Raw genomic sequence first — 17,922 nt, forward strand, 5'->3', positions numbered from 1 at the left:
AAACAACGCTAGGTGGTGGAGCAGACCTTCGCTCTGCTGCACGCCTTCCGCCGCCTGCGCATCCGGTGGGAGATCCGTGCAGACATTCACGAAGCCTTCCTCAGCCTGGCCTGCGCGCTCATCTGCTGGCGCCGCCTTACCTCATTGCGTTAGGCGTTCTTACTCGTCTAGGGGAGTTCGGTCGTGTCTTCGTCGGCCACCAAAGGCGGGCTCGTGTGCCGGCCCTCCTTTCCGGCGGGAACAAGGCGCGAGCCGATGTTGGGCTGCCTGAACTTCATGTGACCTTCGGCATGTGGGCAATGGCAGCGGGGACCGGCGCGAGTCTCAAGACCTCATGGCCTAACAGACCACCAGAGATCAAGAACGGGCCGTCGCACAGGCGCTCGGCCAGGCACTCCGGCAGCGCACAACGGGCATGGAAAGAAGGCATCGAGCATGCAACGGGCACAGAAGATCGAAAATAGGCGCCTGGAGAACACGAAAGGCCAGGTTCCCCTGCCGGGTGACCTGGCCTTTCACCTGCCTGAGCGGACGACGGGAATCGAACCCGCGTAGCTAGTTTGGAAGACTAGGGCTCTACCATTGAGCTACGTCCGCGCGAGCCGGTCGAAGTCTGGTCTAGACTTCATCCGGTCGTCAGGGCGTAAGCGTACCGGAGTCCCGGAGCGCATGCGTAACTGACGTCGCGGGGCGTGGCGCAGCTTGGTAGCGCGCCTGCTTTGGGAGCAGGAAGTCGCAGGTTCAAATCCTGTCGCCCCGACTGCCGTACCTGCTAGAAGGCCACTCCGGGCAATCGGGAGTGGCCTTCTGAAGGTCTAACTGAGTGACTAAGTGATCCGCTCCGTAAGTTCTTCGAGGGCTACGCGGCGGCTGTTGGTGGTGCGGCAGGCTAGTGGGTTGCTGGGAGTGGTGCTCCTTGCGTTCGTGTCGCTTGATCCAGGCCATCAGGTCCTCGAGGTCGGCCGGAGTGAACTTCCATCTGAAGGGTCGGGCGGTCTCGTTGATCGGCGCTCGAAGGCGATCGGCCCGTATTCGACCTGGTCAAGGCTGGTGGAGTCGTTGGGTGTGACGACCTTGCGCTGCACGACGGAGAAGAAGATCTCCATCTGGTTCGGCCAGGAGGGATCGACGAAGCTGCCGGGGCCGACCACGTACTCGCCGGCCGCGCGGGTGTCGATCAGCCAGCCGAGCCCGCCACGTGCGCCCTGGACGTTGCCGAGAGTGAGCCTGTCCGGGGCGGCGTGGTACAGGTGGGTGGCGCCGGGCGCGGACGGTGAAGGTTTCCAGCGGCAGCGACTGTCCAGCACGCTCGCAGATGGCGGCGAACACGTCGGCGCCGTCGTTGATGCCGGACAGGTCCCACTCCGGCGGGCGGCGGCGAAGGCGTAGCGGGTCTGGTCATTCATGCGGCTGGCCTCTCAACGGATTGGGTAAGCAGGACGCGGGCGATGGCCTGACCGATGTGGTGGGTGTAGGCGGGCGGGATGGCTGCGCGCAGGCCGTCGCGGTTGGCCCACGGCATCCCCATGACGGTGCAGGCCAGGGCCACGCCGGAGAAGTTGCCGACGAACTGGCCGTAGCTGCCAGGCGGGACAGGGTGGCCCATCTTGGCTTGGGGCGCGAGGTGGGCGGGGTGGCCGGGTGGCGCGAAGGTGAAGCCGCCGGCCTCGGAGTAGCGATGCCGGTAGGCGGCCAGCCCGGACATGGCGCGGCAGAGCATGAGCGGGGTGCCGAGCTTGGGTAGCGCGCCCTGACGTTCTCGATCACGTACGTCAGGCCGATGGCGTCGAGCGCTTGGCGGGTCGGCGCGATCAGGTCCGGGTGGTTGTTGCCGTGTGGCCATCCAGCACACGCCTGCTGCCGAGGTTGCGCGACGGCAGCAGAGGGCATGATTCGCCCCAGCAAGAGAGGGGAACGATCATGACTTACATCCCGCCGATGCTCCACTCCGCAGCCCGTTACTCGCGGGTGGCGCGCCAGAGCGGCCAGGCCCGCGGCGCGTTCGATGCGGAGGTACGCGAACTCGGCCTCGAACCGCAGCACGAGATCACCGTGGAACGCGCCACGCCTCCAGATGACGTGGCCGATGCTCTCGGCCTACCGCGCGGAGAGGAGAACGCCCTCGTACGGCGTCGCCGACTCTTGGCCTCCGACATCCCGGTACGGCTCAACGCCTCATGGTTCCCGCTTTCGATCGCGGACGGCACCGACCTTGAAGCCGATGGGCCGAACATCCAGGGCGGCGTCAAGTCAGCCCTGGCCGAACTCGGCTACGCCCAGACCGAAGCAGGCGAGCGTATCATCGTGCGCCCGCCCACGGATGAAGAAGCCGATGCCTTGGAGATCAGCCCCGAGCACACGGTGCTCGACATCTTCCATGTCGGCAGGACCGAGAGCGGGCAGGCTGTCGAGGTGACCACCACGGTCACGCCTGCGCACTACCTCGTGATTGAGCACATCTTCCCGCTCACCTGAGGCCTGGCTAGCCAGCTATCACCTGAAGGGGGACGACGCGATGACAGCTACAACCCTGCCAATCCGCGCCAAGGCGCTGGAGCTTGCCGACGCTGGCCAACTGCCCGCGTACGTGTACGATCTTGCCGACCTTGACGCCCACATGGCAGCCGTCCGAGCCGCCATGGGCGACATTGAGGTGTACTACGCCGTCAAGGCCAACCCTGACCCCAACCTTATGCGGGTCATCGCGTCCTATGTAGACGGCTTCGAGATCGCGTCCGGGGGAGAGCTGGCGCACGTGCGCGAGCAGTTCCCCGCCTCGCGCATCGCACTCGGCGGCCCTGGCAAGACCGACTCCGAACTGTTCGCTGACATCTACCGGCTCCACATCGAGAGCCCCAGCGAGATCCGGCGCCTGTTCGCGGCGGGCCGGTCCGCTGCCGTGTTGCTTCGCGTCAACCTCGACATCCCCATCAAGGGCGCATCTCTGGCGATGGGGGGTGGCGCGACCCCCTTTGGAATGGACCCCGACGGTGTGGCTGAATGTCTGGAGATGTTGGCCGGTCAGGACGCCGTACGGCTTCGCGGCATCCATGCACACCTGGCCAGCGGCTTGGACGCTCCTACCATGTTGGAGCTGGCCGGCGCCATTCTCGACTACGCCCGTGGCCTTGGCGTTACGGAGATCAATATCGGCGGTGGCATGGCCGTCTCCTACGCCGACCCCGAATCCCGCTTCGACTGGGAGGCGTACGGCGCTGGCCTGGCGGCGCTTCGACGTCCCGGTGAGACTCTGCGCATCGAGCCGGGCCGGTCGATTTCGGTGTACTGCGGTCGATACGTCACGAAGGTGATCGACGTCAAGCGCGTCCACGGTGAGCTGTTCGCGGTGGTTGCAGGTGGCACTCACCACATCAGGACACCTGCGACCAAGGGGCACAGCCAGCCAATGGTCATTGAGGAGTCAGGGGAGCCAACGACTATCGTCGGGCAGCTCTGCACGCCGAAGGACACCATGGCGCGGGATGTCCCGGTGACCCTGAGGACGGGGGACGTCGTGGAGTTCCTCATGGCCGGTGCGTACGCGTGGAACATCTCGCACCACGATTTCCTCATGCACCCGAAGCCGACCTTCCACTACGTCGGCATCTGATCGGGGTTCTACATGAAGGTGGTCCGGGGTCATCCTCCGGATCACCTTATGTTGGGCGGGGAAGTGTCCCTGCTGTCCCCAAACGGACGTTGACCAGAGGAAACGCACGGCAAGGCCGGGCACACGCTGTCCCCGCAACGCCCGATCCTCGGCTTAGTCGCGATGGCTTCTATTTCGACTCCATGGACGAAATCAGGGTATATGACGCTCTTGAGAGAGCGTGGAGAGGGGCCGCATCATCGTGGGCAACTGGCTGCCGACGGCACACGTGATCGCTATTGGAGGGACAGCGGAATCGTTCACATTTTGAGCGAATTCTCGGCGAAGAGACCAGCCACGACGGTGACTTGGATCAACTGGTCCGGGGTTTTCTGGGGCGCATGGCTAGATGACTCTGTCGAGGTCGGTCGGCTGCCTATGGCGCTTGAACAAGGGCCGGCCACTACGCGGGTTCAGGGACTCTCAGTGGCTGGTAGATGTTCCTCGGGGGTGCTCGTGTCCCCCAACCGAGGGCTGACCAGGGCGGGGAAGTGTCCCGGGTGTTCCCGGTGTCCCCAAACCGTGCTCACCGCGGTGCCCGAAATCCCGTCATCGAGGCCGACGGGCCCGTATGCCGACGCCGTGCGCTTGCCGCGACTTCGAACTCGACTGGGCGTATCTTCGGTCGCAGTGCCCGGCATTCGCGCAGGGCGGTACCAGCGGACTGCTGGGCCCTCACTGGCTGCTGTCTCAGTGGCCGGTATCGACGCCGGGTGCGCGTACGCCGACGAGAGAGATCGCGCCATAACTTGATCGCCTTTAGGTCTCCTTCAAGGAAAGGTCACACCTCATGACTGCCCCTCCCCGCGTCGCAGTGTTCTCCCTTGGCGGCACCATCGCGATGGTGCCAAGCACGAACGGCGGCGTCGTTCCAGCGCTGACTGCGGGGGAGCTGCTGTCAGCCGTCCCGGGCCTTGATGGTCTCGATGCAGAGCTGGCAGTCCACGATTTTCGACGCCTTCCAGGCGCTTCCGTCTCCTTTGCTGACCTGATCGAGCTGGCCCAGGTGGTCCTCCAGGCTGAAAACGATGGCGCAGACGGCATCGTGGTCACACAGGGGACTGACACCATCGAAGAAACGGCATATGCCCTTGATCTCCTTTGTGGCGGGGATGTGCCGGTAGTGGTGACAGGAGCGATGCGCAACCCCGCCATGGCAGGAGCAGACGGCCCTGCCAACCTCCTGGCTGCGATTCGGACCGCGGCCAGCCGTACGGCGCGCGGCCTTGGATGCCTGATTGTCTTCGGCGATCAGATTCATGCGGCACGTTGGGTACGCAAGACGCATGCGAGCAGTCCTGCCGCGTTCGTGTCTCCCAACCACGGACCGATCGGGCACGTGATCGAGGGGCACGTGAGCATTCCCTTGCGCATGACACGCGGGCCGGTCCTCACGCCAGATGATCGGCGCACCGTCCGAGTCGGCCTGATCACGGTGGCGTTGGGGGACGACGGAGATACCGCATTGGCCATCGGCAGGCAGGTTGACGGCCTCGTTGTCGCCGGCTTCGGCGTGGGGCATGTCCCAGCGGCCATGGCTCCTGCACTCGTCAAACTGGCGTCGGTGATTCCGGTTGTCCTGACCTCGCGTACAGGCGCCGGTCCTGTCCACACGAGCACATACGGGTTCGACGGTTCAGAGAAGGACCTGCTGGCTCGCGGTTTGATCGATGCGGGGTACCTTGATCCTCTGAAGGCCCGGATTCTCCTGCATCTGCTTCTTGCTTCCGGGGCCTCCCGCGGCCGTATTAGAGAAACGTTGGCGGTGGCCGGCGGTCGGGCAGACAACCGGTGACTCCTGGAGGGCGAACACCCCATGAGAGCGCATGAACTGGCCACAGGGCGCACGTTCGGCGTCACCTTCGACCATGGCGACGACTTCATGACCGTGCTTGCCGACTTCTGTCGTGAGCATGGCATCCGACAGGGCTACATCCCCATGTTCCTTGCTGGCTTCGCTGAAGTCGAGATCGTTGGCACCTGCGAGAAGCTCGGAAACCCGGACGCCCCGGTGTGGTCGAGGGTCCACCTGACCAATGCCGAAGCCATGGGATGTGGGACCATCGCAGCGGACAACGAGACTGGCGGCATCCTGCCGCACATCCACACAACGCTCGGGCTCAAGGAGCGGTCCGCAATCGGTCATACCAGTCATCTGCTCTCGGCCCGCGTGCAATTCCTCACGGAGATGCTTGTGGTTGAAGTGACGTCACCCTCCATGACGCGACCACGGAACCCAGATCTCTACGACGTACCTCTCCTGACCTTCGGCGCATGACCAGCCGATCAGCCGCCTGCCGATGGGACCCTGCTGTCCCCTGCCGAATCTGACTAGCGGCAAACGTCGGTGACCCAGAGGAGCAGCTGAGGAAGAACGGCTTGCCGAGGGTGACAATAGTCACAGAGGTGCGGCGGGCTTCTGCCCACGTGCGCCATGCCTGACCGAGCGAGTGACGCGGTCCATCGCCACGACGGTCGGCTGGACGACGGGATGTGCCCGCGCAATGGACGGGGCGAGATCGTGTGCATCCTGGCCCCTCCGGTGGTCGGGCGGAACACCATCAGGCATGATGACCCTGAGTGGGGAGTCGCGTGCCGGGGGTGAGCATGTCGATGGACGACGAGGTGCGGGCCGGGTCGGTGATGCTCACCAGTGACTGGATGGCCGTGATCCGGTCCAGGGAGCGGGCCCAGGCCGACGCCTATGTGGACGATCCGTGCGCCGCCGCCTTCGTCACCTCGGAGTCCGAGGCGAGCTACGACGAGATTCGCAGCAAGGGGCTGCCGTCAGAGGTGGTGCCGATCAGGGGGCGGCTCGGCGACGCGACGCTGCTCGAGTCAGGCGTACGGCAGGCGGTCTGCCTGGGCTCGGGCACCGACTCCCGCGCCTACCGGCTGCCGCTCGACGAGGGCTTCAGCTACTTCGAGGTCGACCTGCCCGGCCAGCTCGCCGGCAAGGCGGAGCTGCTCGGCGCGGCCGGGTTCACCGCCAGATGCCGGGTGGAGGTCGTGGAGGCGGACCTGCGCGAGGACAGCTGGACGGCCGCGCTGCTCGCCGCCGGCTTCGAACCCGGGCGGCCGGTGCACTGGATCGCGGAGGGGCTGTTCTACTACCTCACCAAGCCGCAGGGGCGGGCACTGGCCGAGACCATGAGCGCGCTGTCGGCGCCGGGCTCGTGGTTCACCTTCGACGGGCCGCACGACCGGTTCCTCACCGATCCCGCCCGGCAGGAGTTCCTGCGGCAGATGAGCGAGCGCGGCTCGCCGTTCGTCGGCTCGTTCCGCGATCCGGTGGAGTGGCTGGCTCCCTACGGCTGGCTGGCGCAGGCGGCGCTGCACCGCGACATCGCCGACGGGCGCTGCGAATGGCTGCCGCCGTTGCCGGAGCGGTTGCGGGCCCCCATCCAGGACGTCTGGTTCGTCCGCGCCCGTCAGGCCTGACGTCGTCCCGGGAGCAGCCGGGTTCACGCCGGTCCGCCGCCAGGGCGGCAGGACGGACGGATGGACGGCGCTCCGACGGCGTGGCGGGTTCGTGAATGGCCGCGGTCGCGTGTACAGGGATGCCACGACGGCGGCGAGCCGGTCAGGAAGACGGACCGGAAGGACCAGCAGGAAAAGACGAGCCGGGAAGACGACTCAGGACGGCGAGTCGGCCTCGGTGTGGAACAGCGCCCAGACGGCCTTGCCGCCGCCGTCGAGGCAGTCCCAGCCCCACTGCTCGCTGTAGGTCTCGACGATGTAGAGGCCGCGCCCGTTCTCGGAGATGAAGTCGGGTTCCTTCGGCATGGGCACTTCGTCGCTGGGGTCGGCGACCGCCAGCAGGACGTGCGGCGCGGCGCGCATCAGCAGCAGCGTGATGTGGCGGTTGCCCCTGGCGTACCTGACCGCGTTGGTGACCAGCTCGGAGACCACCAGGGCGGCGTCGTCGCCGAGCTCGGACAGCCCCCAGTCGTTGAGGGTCGAGCGGGTGACGTCCCTGGCCGTACGGACGGAGTCGGCCTTGAAGGGGAGGGGCCAGGAGGTGGTGTCCGGGAAGTCGTCGTGGAGCAGGCGCTCGAAGCCGACTTCACGCGTGATCTGCAGGCAGGTGGCAGCGGCCAGAGGGTCCTCCACCATCCCGCCGTACCTCCACTAATCCCGAATTAGTGCATATGTCAGTGATTGCCCCCGATATGCACTAGGCCATCATGGGTCACGACAAGCCACGCTGCAAGACCCAAATGCACGTGCAGCTGCAATGTGCAACAGCATTGTGATTACTGGCATGGGGGACACACGGCTGAGACCTTGTCATGGAAGCTGGAACTAGTGACACTGTGTGCGGACCGAAGAGGGAGGCATTGTGACGCAGCACCCGCCGGGGTCGGGGCCAACGGCTCTGCGCATCCTCCTGGGCTCCCAACTTCGCCGGTTGCGTGAGTCGCGGGGCGTCACGAGGGAAGAGGCCGGTCACCTCATCAGGGGCTCCGAGTCCAAGATCAGCCGCATGGAGCTCGGGCGCGTCGGGTTCAAGGAGCGCGACGTCGCCGACCTGCTCACCCTGTACGGCGTGGCGGAGGAGAGCGCCCGCAGGGCCGTGCTCGACCTGGTGGCCACCGCGAACGAGCCGGGCTGGTGGCACCGGTTCAACGACCTGCTGCCCTCGTGGTTCCAGGCCTACGTCGGCCTCGAGGAGGCCGCGGCCCGCATCAGGACGTACGAGGTCCAGTTCGTCCCCGGCCTGCTGCAGACCAAGGAGTACGCCAGGGCGGTCATCACCGCCGGTTCGGCGGGTGTCGGCGGCGAGGAGATCGCCCGCCGGGTCGACCTGCGCCTCGAGCGCCAGCGCGTCCTCGACCGGCCCGGCGGACCCGTCTTCTGGGCGGTGATCGACGAGGCCGCCCTGCGCCGCCCCATCGGCGGTGCCGACGTGATGAAGGCCCAGCTCGAGCACCTGATCGAGCAGATGCGCCAGCCCAACATCACCATCCAGGTCATGCCGTTCGACTTCGGCGGCCACAGCGCCGAGGGCGGCGCGTTCAGCATCCTGCGCTTCCCCGACCACGACCTGCCCGACGTCGTCTACGTCGAGCAGCTGGCCAGCGCCCTCTACCTCGACAAGCGCGAGGACGTCGACCGCTACACCGAGGTCATGGAACGCTTGTGCGCGGTCAGCACGACACCAGACGAGACCGTCGAACTGCTGAACAAGATCAAGGACGAGATCTGAGCCGCGCTTCGTCGTGCTTCGGTGCACATCTGCCCTAGACTGGCGTGCGGCGTTGGACATTCGCCGGTGCGAGCATGCCCGACACCGATCATGTGGGCGCGGCGCGTGAGCCGCAGATCTGGACGCGCCCGCGGACACTCAAGCTTGATCAAGGAGACCACCCCGTGAAGACCGCTGTCGAGGAGCTCAGCCCGACTCGGGTGAAGCTCACCGTCGAAGTGCCGTTCGACGAGCTTGGCCCGAGCATGCAGGCGGCGTACAAGAAGGTCGCGCAGCAGGTGCGCGTCCCCGGTTTCCGCCCCGGCAAGGTCCCGGCCCGCATCATCGAGCAGCGCTTCGGCCGCGCGGTGGTGCTGGAGGAGACCCTCAACGACGCGGTGCCGAAGCTGTATGGTCAGGCCGTCGACGAGGTCGACCTGTTCCCTGTCAGCCAGCCTGACATCGAGGTCACCAAGATCGAGGACGGCGAGCAGATCGAGTTCACCGCCGAGGTCGACATCAGGCCCAGCTTCGAGGTGCCCGACTTCGCCGGCATCGAGGTGACCGTCCCGGCCGCCGAGGTCACCGACGAGGACATCAACGGCCAGCTCGACGCGCTGCGCCAGCGCTTCGCCACGCTGACCGGCGTCGAGCGTCCCGCCGTCAAGGGCGACTTCGTCGTGATGGACCTGCGCGCCGAGATCGACGGCGTCAACCTCGAGGAGCAGCAGGCCAACGAGGTGTCCTACGAGGTCGGCGCGGGCTCGGTCCTGCAGGGCCTCGACGACGCGCTCGAGGGCATGTCGGCCGGCGAGGAGAAGACCTTCCGCACCGAGCTCGTCGGCGGCGAGAACGCCGGCGACGAGGCCGATGTGATCATCAACATCAAGTCGGTCAAGGAGAAGGTCCTTCCCGAGCTCGACGACGAGTTCGCCCAGCTGGCCAGCGAGTTCGACACCCTCGAGGAGCTGAAGGACAGCATCCGCGAGCAGGCCCGCCGCAACAAGCTGGTCGACCAGGTCGTCCAGTCCCGCGAGAAGGCCCTCGACGCCCTGCTCGAGAAGATCGACATCCCGATCCCCGACAGCGCGCTCAAGGCCGAGCTCGACGCCCGCAAGCACAACCTCGACCACCAGATCGCCGAGAGCGGCCTGAGCCGCGACGCCTTCTTCCGTCTCTACCAGACGACGGAGGAGGAGCGCTTCGCCGAGTTCGAGACCCAGTCGGCCAAGGCCATCAAGAGCGGCTTCGTCCTCGACAAGATCGTCAAGTCCGAGGAGCTGGGCGTCAACGAGCAGGAGCTGACCAACTTCGTGGTCCGCCGCGCCATGCAGATGGGTGTCGCGCCCAACACGCTGGCCCAGCACCTGTCCGACAACGACCAGCTCACGCTGGCGATGGTCGAGATCGTCCGCGACAAGGCCAAGACCGTCGTCGGCGACGCCGCCAAGGTCGTCGACGAGGCCGGCAACGAGGTCGACCTCAAGGCCATCTACACCGAGATCAACGGCGAAGAGGTCACCGAAGAGGCGCCCGCCGACCAGGAGTAAGCACTCCGCGTTCTGCCGAAACCCCCGTTCCTGCTCCCGCAGGGCGGGGGTTTCGCCGTTTTCGGGGCAGGCACTCACGAGAGGCCGATCGACGGGGGAGTCATGGGGGACGAGCTGTTCTTCCTCGCGCTGGCGGTCGCCGTGGCCCTCGTGGCGGGCCGCGTCCTGGCCCGCCGCCTGCTCGTGCCGGAGGCGATCCTGCTGGTCGCCTTCGGCCTGCTGATCAGCCTGCTGCCCGGGGTTGACGACGTGCGCGTCGACCCCGAGATCGTGCTCAACCTCTTCCTGCCGCCGCTGGTCTTCCACGCCGCCTTCCTCACCGCGCCGCGGGAGACGCGGGCGGACGCCGGCCCCATCGCCATCATGGCCTTCACGCTGACCTGCGCGACGGCGCTCGTTGTGGCGGCCGTGACCGGCTGGGCCGTACCGGGGCTGCCGTGGGCGGCGGCGCTGGCGCTCGGCGCCGCGGTCGCGCCCACCGATCCCGTGGCCGCGACCGCGGTGCTGAAGCGGGTCGGCGCGCCCCGTCGGCTGGTCACCATCCTGGAGGGGGAGAGCCTGGTCAACGACGGGGTCGCCCTGACCATGTTCGGGCTCGCCCTCGCCGCGCTCGACCATCCGGTCACCGCCGCCGACACCCTGATCGAGCTGGTCAAGGTCGTCGCCGGCGGCATTCTCTGGGGCATCGCGGTCGCCGGACTCGTCGGCTGGCTGCGGCCGCTGGTCAAGGAGCCCGGCGCGCAGATCGTGCTGTCGCTCGTCACGCCGTTCGTGGCCTACCTGCCCGCCGTGGAGCTCGGCCTGTCGGGCGTGCTCGCCACGATCGTGGTGGGCTTCCGGCTCGGCACCACCGGGCAGGGCCTGCTGCAGCCCGCCTCCCGGCTGACCGGGCAGGCCTTCTGGGAGGTCCTGGTCTACCTGCTGGAGTCGACGCTGTTCGTGCTGCTGGGCCTGGAGATCACCGACGTGTTCGGCGCCATGCCCGGGCAGTCGTGGTCGCGCCTGCTGGTCACCGTCGTGGCGGTCATCGCGGTCGTCGTGCTGCTGCGGATGTTCTGGACGCTCGTGGTCGTGCCGCTGCTGCGCTTCAAGCGCTTCGAGACCATCGACGTACGGCAGCGCGTCGCGATGGGCTGGGCCGGCATGCGCGGAGCCATCACGCTGGCCATCGCGCTGTCCATCCCGTTCGACGTGCCCAACAGGCAGATACTGCTGTTCCTGGCCGCCTGTGTCGTCCTGGCCACACTTGTGGGCCAGGCGGCGACACTGCCGTGGCTGCTGCGCAGACTCGGACTGGGGGAGAGCGAAGCCGAGATCAAGGAGGAGGCCGTCGCCCGCGCGGCCACGCTGGAGGCCGCGCTCGCCCGCATCGACGAGCTGGCCGCCGACGACCGCATCGACGACCGCACCGCCGACGTCTACCGGCAGCTGTTCGAGCTGCGCCTGGACACCGTGCGCTCGGTGCTCGGTGAGGACGAGGGCAGGCCCGAGATGGGCAAGCTCAGGAAGGAGCTGGTCAAAGCCCAGCGGGACAAGCTCAACGAGCTGTACCGCAAGGGCCGGATCAGCGTCGCGACCCAGCGCAAGCTGCTGCACGAACTGGACCTCGAGGAGCGCAGACGCGCTTCCGGCGGGCACTGACGCCGACCTGCGCCGACAGCGAACAGTCGGTGGACCGGGCATGACCTGTGGGCCGTGCGCGTTAAGGTCACAAGCAAAGCCCATCGATTACGACGCATCGGAAGGTGACGCTGTGACCAGCCCGCCGACCTTCTATCAGCCCGAGTCGCGAGGCCGTGAGAACGGCTCGTCCTTCCGGCTTGAGGACCAGCTGTACCAGCGCCTGCTGCGTGAGCGCATCATCGTGCTCGGCACGGACGTCAACGACGAGATCGCCAACCGCATCTGCGCCGAGCTGCTGCTTCTCGCGGCCGACGATCCCGACCGCGACATCTACCTCTACATCAACTCGCCTGGTGGTTCCGTCACCGCCGGCATGGCGATTTACGACATGATGGAATACGTGCCGAACGACGTGGCCACGGTTGCGATGGGCCTGGCGGCTTCCATGGGGCAGTTCCTGCTCTGCGCCGGCGCCCCTGGCAAGCGTTACGCGTTGCCGCACGCCCGCATCATGATGCACCAGCCCTCGGGCGGCATCGGCGGCACCGCCGCCGACATCGCCATCCAGGCTGAGCAGATGCTCTACGTGAAGAAGACGCTGGCCGAGCGGATCGCCTTCCACACCGGCCAGTCGCTGGAACAGATCGAGGCCGATTCCGACCGCGACCGCTGGTTCACCGCCGACGAGGCCAAGGACTACGGCTTCATCGACCACGTGGTCCGCAGCGCGCGCCAGGTGTCCTCGCAGGGCACCGTTTCCTAGGGGGAGCTGAAGTGAACATCGAGAGCCGCTACGTTCTCCCCTCCTTCGTCGAGCGCACGTCGTACGGCGTGAAGGAGATGAACCCGTACAACAAGCTCTTCGAGGACCGCATCATCTTCCTCGGAGTGCAGATCGACGACGCGTCAGCCAACGACGTCATGGCTCAGTTGCTGACGCTCGAGTCGCTCGACCCCGACCGTGACATCAGCATCTACATCAACTCGCCCGGCGGGTCCTTCACGGCCATGACGGCGATCTACGACACGATGCAGTTCGTCCGGCCGGAGATCCAGACCGTCTGCCTCGGCCAGGCCGCCTCCGCGGCTGCCGTGCTGCTGGCCGGCGGCACCCCGGGCAAGCGCTTCGCGCTGCCCAACGCCAGGGTGCTGATCCACCAGCCCTCCACCGAGGGCGGCGGCCAGGGTAGTGACATCGAGATCCAGGCCCGTGAGATCCTGCGGATGCGAGCGCTCCTTGAGGAGATCATCGCCAAGCACTCGGGCAAGGCTCCGGCCGAAGTTCGTAAGGACATCGAGCGCGACAAAATTCTCAACGCCGATGAGGCCAAGGCGTATGGTCTGATCGACGACATCATTCCGGCCAGGAAGAAGCGAGCTCAGGCCGTCGCTTCCTGATCGAGACGCGACGCACCGGAGCGCTGCCCAATTGGGCACGTTCCGGTGCGACTCGCCGCCAGGGGGCTCACTGAGGGCCCAGAAGACGGTAACGTCGAAACCTGAGCGGTTCGGACCGGGTCCGAAGGATCGGATCGCGGGAGCAGGGCGGTCCCACGCAAAGGAGTTTCTGGGGTGGCACGCATCGGCGACGGTGGAGACCTGCTGAAGTGCTCTTTCTGCGGGAAGAGCCAGAAGCAAGTCAAGAAGCTCATCGCCGGTCCCGGCGTCTACATCTGCGATGAGTGCATCGATCTCTGCAACGAGATCATCGAGGAGGAGCTGTCTGAGTCCTCCGAACTCAAGTGGGACAATCTGCCGAAGCCGAGAGAGATCTACGAGTTCCTCGACGCCTACGTCATCGGCCAGGACAAGGCGAAGAAGGCGCTCTCGGTGGCGGTCTACAACCACTACAAGCGGGTGCAGTCAGGCGACCGCGGCAGGGACGACGGCCTCGAGCTGGCCAAGTCCAACATCCTGCTGCTCGGTCCGACGGGATCCGGCAAGACGCTGCTGGCGCAGACGTTGGCCAAGATGCTCAACGTGCCGTTCGCCATCGCGGACGCCACGGCGCTCACCGAGGCGGGATACGTCGGCGAAGACGTCGAGAACATCCTCCTCAAGCTCATCCAGGCCGCCGACTACGACGTCAAGAAGGCCGAGACGGGCATCATCTACATCGACGAGGTCGACAAGATCGCCCGCAAGAGCGAGAACCCGTCCATCACCCGCGACGTCTCGGGTGAGGGCGTGCAGCAGGCGCTGCTGAAGATCCTGGAGGGCACGACGGCCTCGGTGCCGCCGCAGGGCGGGCGCAAGCACCCGCACCAGGAGTTCATCCAGATCGACACCACCAACGTGCTGTTCATCTGCGGTGGCGCGTTCGCCGGCCTCGAGAAGATCATCGAGTCCCGGGTCGGCAAGAAGGGCATCGGCTTCAACGCCATCATCCGGTCGAAGGAAGAGATCGACTCCGCCGACATCTTCGGCGACGTGATGCCGGAGGACCTGCTGAAGTTCGGGATGATCCCCGAGTTCGTCGGCCGGCTCCCGGTCATCACCTCGGTGCACAACCTCGACCGCGAGGCGCTCATCCAGATCCTCACCGAGCCGCGCAACGCCCTGGTCAAGCAGTACCGCAAGCTGTTCGAGATCGACGGGGTCGAGCTCGAGTTCACCGACGACGCCCTCGAGGCGATCGCCGACCAGGCGATCCTGCGTGGCACCGGTGCCCGCGGCCTGCGCGCCATCCTCGAGGAGGTGCTCCTGTCGGTGATGTACGAGGTGCCCTCCAGGCAGGACGTGGCGCGCGTGGTCATCACCCGGGAGTCGGTGCTGGAGCACGCCATCCCGACGCTGGTCCCGCGCGACCAGCTGGCCGCCAAGCAGCAGCGGACCCCGCGCGAGAAGTCGGCCTGACCACAGGCCGTCCTAGTACGGCGAGGCCCCCGGAGCACAAGCGTGCTCCGGGGGCCTCGGCGCGTCCCGGGGGTGACGATTCCACGGAAGTCGCCCGAGGTCTCTAAACTTGACCGCGTGACAACGCCAGAGCTGCCTACCCAGTACACGCCCGCCGACGTCGAGACCCAGAGCTACGAGCGCTGGGTAGCAGGCGGTTACTTCGGCGCGGACCCGGGCAGCGGGCGCGAGCCGTACTCGATCGTGCTGCCTCCGCCCAACGTGACGGGTGTGCTCCACATCGGCCACGCGCTCGACCACTCCGTCCAGGACGCGCTCACCCGCCGCGCCCGCATGCGCGGCATGGAGACGCTGTGGCTGCCCGGCATGGACCACGCCGGCATCGCGACGCAGAACGTCGTCGAGCGCGAGCTCGGCAAGGAGGGGCTGTCCCGGCACGACCTCGGCCGTGAAGCGTTCGTCGAGCGCGTCTGGCAGTGGAAGGACGAGTCGGGCGGCAAGATCCTCGGCCAGATGAAGCGCCTGGGCGACGGCGTCGACTGGTCGCGCGAGCGCTTCACCATGGACACCGGGCTGTCGCGCGCCGTCCAGACCATCTTCAAGCGGCTCTTCGACGACAAGCTGATCTACCGTGCCGAGCGCATCACCAACTGGTGCCCGCGCTGCCTGACCGCGCTGTCCGACATCGAGGTCGAGCACAGCGAGGACGAGGGCGAGCTCGTCTCGATCCGCTACTCCGACGAGATCGTGGTCGCCACCACCCGTCCCGAGACGATGCTCGGTGACACGGCCGTGGCCGTCCACCCGTCGGACGAGCGCTACGCGCACCTGGTCGGCACCGAGGTGGAGCTGCCGCTGACCGGGCGCAGGATCCCGATCGTCGCCGACGAGCACGTCGACCCCGCCTTCGGCACCGGCTGCGTCAAGGTGACCCCGGCGCACGACCCCAACGACTTCGAGATCGGCCGCCGCCACTCGCTGCCGTCGCTGACCGTCATGGACGAGCGCGGCGTGATCACCGCCCATGGCCCGTTCCTCGGCCTCGACAGGTTCGAGGCGCGACCGGCGGTGGTCGCGGCGCTGCGCCAGCAGGGCCTGATCGTCGCCGAGAAGCGGCCCTACCTTCACGCCGTCGGCCACTGCTCGCGCTGCAAGACCGTGGTGGAGCCGCGGCTGTCGCTGCAGTGGTTCGTCAACGTCGCCCCGCTCGCCAAGGCCGCCGGCGACGCCGTCCGTGACGGGCGCACCCGCATCCACCCGCCGGAGCTGGCCAAGCGCTACTTCGACTGGGTCGACGACATGCACGACTGGTGCATCTCGCGCCAGCTGTGGTGGGGCCACCGGATCCCGGTCTGGTACGGCCCGGCCGGCGAGGTGGTGTGCGTCGGACCGGACGAGGACCCGCCCGCGGGCTACGTCCAGGACCCGGATGTGCTCGACACCTGGTTCTCCTCTGGGCTGTGGCCGTTCTCGACGCTCGGCTGGCCGGCGCAGACGCCCGAGCTGGCCCGCTTCTACCCGACGACCGTGCTGGTGACGGGATACGACATCCTGTTCTTCTGGGTGGCGCGGATGATGATGCTGGGCCTGTACGCGATGGACGGCCAGCCGCCCTTCCGCACCGTCGCCCTCCACGGCATGGTCCGCGACCAGTTCGGCAAGAAGATGTCGAAGTCCTTCGGCAACGTGGTCGACCCGCTCGACTGGATCGACCGCTACGGCGCCGACGCCACCCGTTTCACCCTGCTGCGCGGCGCCAACCCCGGCTCCGACGTGGCGGTCAGCGAGGAGTGGGCGGCCGGCTCGCGCAACTTCTGCAACAAGATCTGGAACGCCACGCGCTTCGCGCTCATGAACGGCGCGACCACCGGCGAGCTGCCCACCGCGCTGACGTCGGCCGACCGGTGGATCCTGTCGCGGCTGCAGACCGTCGTTCGCCAGGTCGACGAGGCGTTCGAGGAGTTCGAGTTCGCCAAGGTCGCCGACCTGCTCTACCACTTCGCGTGGGACGAGGTCTGCGACTGGTACCTGGAGCTGGCCAAGGTCCAGCTCGCCGAGGGGCTCGACCAGACCCGCATCGTGCTCGGGCATGTGTTCGACGCGCTGCTGAGGCTGCTGCACCCGTTCGTGCCGTTCGTGACCGAGGAGCTCTGGCGCGCAGTGACCGGCGGCGAGTCGGTGGTCGTCGCACCGTGGCCGGTGGCCGATGACCGCTACGCGGACCCGGCGGCCGAGGCGCAGATCCTCGCCCTGCAGGAGCTGGTGACCGAGGTGCGCCGCTTCCGCTCCGACCAGGGCCTCAAGCCGGGCCAGAAGGTCGCGGCCAGTCTCACGCTGGAGGGTACGGCTGTCGCCGCGCACGAGAGCGCCATCCGGTCCCTGCTCAAGCTGCAGGAGCCGGGCGAGTCGTTCATGCCGACCGCCTCGTTCGTCGTCGGCGAGGTCACCGTCGCCATCGACACCGCGGGCGCCATCGACGTGGCGGCTGAGCGCAAGCGGCTGGAGAAGGACCTGGCCGCGGCGCGCAAGGAGGCCGCGCAGGTGGCGGCGAAGCTGGGCAACGAGCAGTTCATGGCCAAGGCGCCGGAGGACGTGGTGGCCAAGGTGCGGGCCAGGGCGGAGGCGTCCGCCGCTGACATCAGCAGGCTCGAGGCGCAGCTGGCGACCCTGCCCGCCGGCTGATCGGCGTGGACAGCGGAGGGCCCGGAGTCGTGCTCGGCTCCGGGCCCTCCGGCATGTTTGGCCAACGCGAACCAGGGGAAAACTGATTCGTTACCGAAGGTGGACGCCGGACCTCTGGCTGGCTGCTACAGTTTTCAAGGCGGGGCAACGCGGCCTACGGATCTTCGGAAACGAAGGTCACGCAAGGACTGCTAGGCTCCCGTCACTCCCTCTGAAACACATTCGATCTTCGGGCGGCGTCCACGCGATTGGACAAGGACCGAATGATGGAGTAATTTCAGAGGGTTGCCCCGGAAGCGGGGTGGTCGAGATTGTAGCTGGTTCGCCCGGTTTGACAGCAAGTCGGACGAAACGGTAAAATTAAGACACAACGA

Annotated in this window: 15 protein-coding genes, 2 tRNA genes and 1 pseudogene; 14 read left to right on the forward strand and 4 right to left on the reverse strand. The window is 67.0% G+C overall.

Annotated features, from left to right (window positions below):
* Nucleotides 1-12 precede the first annotated feature (12 nt).
* Nucleotides 13-153 (forward strand): annotated as a pseudogene (locus ACWEVS_RS44240) (IS5/IS1182 family transposase); the annotation flags it as partial.
* A gap of 373 nt (nt 154-526) precedes the next feature.
* On the opposite strand, the gene ACWEVS_RS44245 reads toward ACWEVS_RS44240, so the two are convergent.
* Nucleotides 527-597, reverse strand: a tRNA-Gly gene (locus ACWEVS_RS44245).
* Nucleotides 598-686: 89 nt separating this feature from the next.
* Here ACWEVS_RS44245 and ACWEVS_RS44250 point away from each other — a divergent pair.
* Nucleotides 687-760, forward strand: a tRNA-Pro gene (locus ACWEVS_RS44250).
* 184 nt (nt 761-944) lie between these two features.
* Here the strand turns inward: ACWEVS_RS44250 and ACWEVS_RS44255 are convergent.
* Together ACWEVS_RS44255 and ACWEVS_RS44260 are read right to left on the reverse strand one after the other, a co-directional pair.
* Nucleotides 945-1,307, reverse strand: coding sequence for a bifunctional DNA primase/polymerase (locus tag ACWEVS_RS44255; protein WP_452557023.1), 363 nt, complete (start codon nt 1,305-1,307; stop codon nt 945-947).
* 95 nt (nt 1,308-1,402) lie between these two features.
* Nucleotides 1,403-1,720, reverse strand: coding sequence for a hypothetical protein (locus ACWEVS_RS44260; protein WP_452557025.1), 318 nt, complete (start codon nt 1,718-1,720; stop codon nt 1,403-1,405).
* 200 nt (nt 1,721-1,920) lie between these two features.
* On the opposite strand from ACWEVS_RS44260, the gene ACWEVS_RS44265 reads away from it, so the two are divergent.
* The 5 genes from ACWEVS_RS44265 to ACWEVS_RS44285 all read left to right on the forward strand — a co-directional run bounded on the left by ACWEVS_RS44265 (nt 1,921) and on the right by ACWEVS_RS44285 (nt 7,090).
* Nucleotides 1,921-2,475, forward strand: a complete 555-nt coding sequence (locus tag ACWEVS_RS44265; RefSeq protein WP_452557027.1) for a UTRA domain-containing protein — start codon at nt 1,921-1,923, stop codon at nt 2,473-2,475.
* A 40-nt stretch (nt 2,476-2,515) separates the two neighbouring features.
* On the forward strand, nt 2,516-3,610 hold the full coding sequence (locus ACWEVS_RS44270) for an alanine racemase (RefSeq protein ID WP_452557029.1): 1,095 nt from the start codon (nt 2,516-2,518) through the stop codon (nt 3,608-3,610).
* Nucleotides 3,611-4,439: 829 nt separating this feature from the next.
* A complete protein-coding gene (locus tag ACWEVS_RS44275) occupies nt 4,440-5,444 on the forward strand; it encodes an asparaginase (RefSeq protein ID WP_452557031.1) in 1,005 nt (334 codons plus the stop codon).
* Nucleotides 5,445-5,465: 21 nt separating this feature from the next.
* Complete coding sequence (locus tag ACWEVS_RS44280) at nt 5,466-5,927, forward strand: PPC domain-containing DNA-binding protein (RefSeq protein WP_452557033.1); 462 nt, start codon at nt 5,466-5,468, stop codon at nt 5,925-5,927.
* A 302-nt stretch (nt 5,928-6,229) separates the two neighbouring features.
* A complete protein-coding gene (locus ACWEVS_RS44285; RefSeq protein ID WP_452414536.1) occupies nt 6,230-7,090 on the forward strand; it encodes a class I SAM-dependent methyltransferase in 861 nt (286 codons plus the stop codon).
* A 195-nt stretch (nt 7,091-7,285) separates the two neighbouring features.
* On the opposite strand, the gene ACWEVS_RS44290 is transcribed toward ACWEVS_RS44285, so the two are convergent.
* Complete coding sequence (locus ACWEVS_RS44290) at nt 7,286-7,765, reverse strand: ATP-binding protein (protein ID WP_354914843.1); 480 nt, start codon at nt 7,763-7,765, stop codon at nt 7,286-7,288.
* A gap of 226 nt (nt 7,766-7,991) precedes the next feature.
* Between ACWEVS_RS44290 and ACWEVS_RS44295 the strand changes: the two genes are divergently transcribed.
* The 7 genes from ACWEVS_RS44295 to ACWEVS_RS44325 all read left to right on the forward strand — a co-directional run bounded on the left by ACWEVS_RS44295 (nt 7,992) and on the right by ACWEVS_RS44325 (nt 17,548).
* The gene (locus tag ACWEVS_RS44295; protein WP_449919689.1) at nt 7,992-8,858 is read left to right on the forward strand and encodes a helix-turn-helix domain-containing protein; all 867 of its coding nucleotides are present in this window, start codon (nt 7,992-7,994) and stop codon (nt 8,856-8,858) included.
* A 164-nt stretch (nt 8,859-9,022) separates the two neighbouring features.
* Nucleotides 9,023-10,387: a trigger factor gene (gene tig / locus ACWEVS_RS44300; protein WP_354914839.1), complete on the forward strand. Its 1,365-nt coding sequence runs from the start codon at nt 9,023-9,025 to the stop codon at nt 10,385-10,387.
* A gap of 102 nt (nt 10,388-10,489) precedes the next feature.
* Entirely contained in the window at nt 10,490-12,028 is a 1,539-nt protein-coding gene (locus tag ACWEVS_RS44305; protein ID WP_449919692.1) for a Na+/H+ antiporter, read from the forward strand.
* Between the two features lie 112 nt (nt 12,029-12,140).
* Entirely contained in the window at nt 12,141-12,773 is a 633-nt protein-coding gene (locus tag ACWEVS_RS44310; RefSeq protein ID WP_449919694.1) for a ClpP family protease, read from the forward strand.
* 11 nt (nt 12,774-12,784) lie between these two features.
* A complete protein-coding gene (locus ACWEVS_RS44315) occupies nt 12,785-13,408 on the forward strand; it encodes an ATP-dependent Clp protease proteolytic subunit (protein ID WP_449919697.1) in 624 nt (207 codons plus the stop codon).
* Nucleotides 13,409-13,582: 174 nt separating this feature from the next.
* On the forward strand, nt 13,583-14,866 hold the full coding sequence (gene clpX / locus ACWEVS_RS44320) for an ATP-dependent Clp protease ATP-binding subunit ClpX (RefSeq protein ID WP_354914831.1): 1,284 nt from the start codon (nt 13,583-13,585) through the stop codon (nt 14,864-14,866).
* A 117-nt stretch (nt 14,867-14,983) separates the two neighbouring features.
* Complete coding sequence (locus ACWEVS_RS44325; RefSeq protein ID WP_449919700.1) at nt 14,984-17,548, forward strand: valine--tRNA ligase; 2,565 nt, start codon at nt 14,984-14,986, stop codon at nt 17,546-17,548.
* Nucleotides 17,549-17,922: the final 374 nt, after the last annotated feature.

This window comes from Nonomuraea sp. NPDC003754, from assembly GCF_053605785.1.

What these genes read in the sequence shown, in the direction of transcription:
- ACWEVS_RS44280 (WP_452557033.1), top strand. Translation starts at nt 5,466, where the DNA reads ATGAGAGCGCATGAACTGGCCACAGGGCGCACGTTCGGCGTCACCTTC.
- ACWEVS_RS44260 (WP_452557025.1), bottom strand. Translation starts at nt 1,720, where the DNA reads ATGCTCTGCCGCGCCATGTCCGGGCTGGCCGCCTACCGGCATCGCTAC.
- ACWEVS_RS44290 (WP_354914843.1), bottom strand. Translation starts at nt 7,765, where the DNA reads ATGGTGGAGGACCCTCTGGCCGCTGCCACCTGCCTGCAGATCACGCGT.
- ACWEVS_RS44270 (WP_452557029.1), top strand. Translation starts at nt 2,516, where the DNA reads ATGACAGCTACAACCCTGCCAATCCGCGCCAAGGCGCTGGAGCTTGCC.
- ACWEVS_RS44275 (WP_452557031.1), top strand. Translation starts at nt 4,440, where the DNA reads ATGACTGCCCCTCCCCGCGTCGCAGTGTTCTCCCTTGGCGGCACCATC.
- ACWEVS_RS44265 (WP_452557027.1), top strand. Translation starts at nt 1,921, where the DNA reads ATGACTTACATCCCGCCGATGCTCCACTCCGCAGCCCGTTACTCGCGG.
- ACWEVS_RS44305 (WP_449919692.1), top strand. Translation starts at nt 10,490, where the DNA reads ATGGGGGACGAGCTGTTCTTCCTCGCGCTGGCGGTCGCCGTGGCCCTC.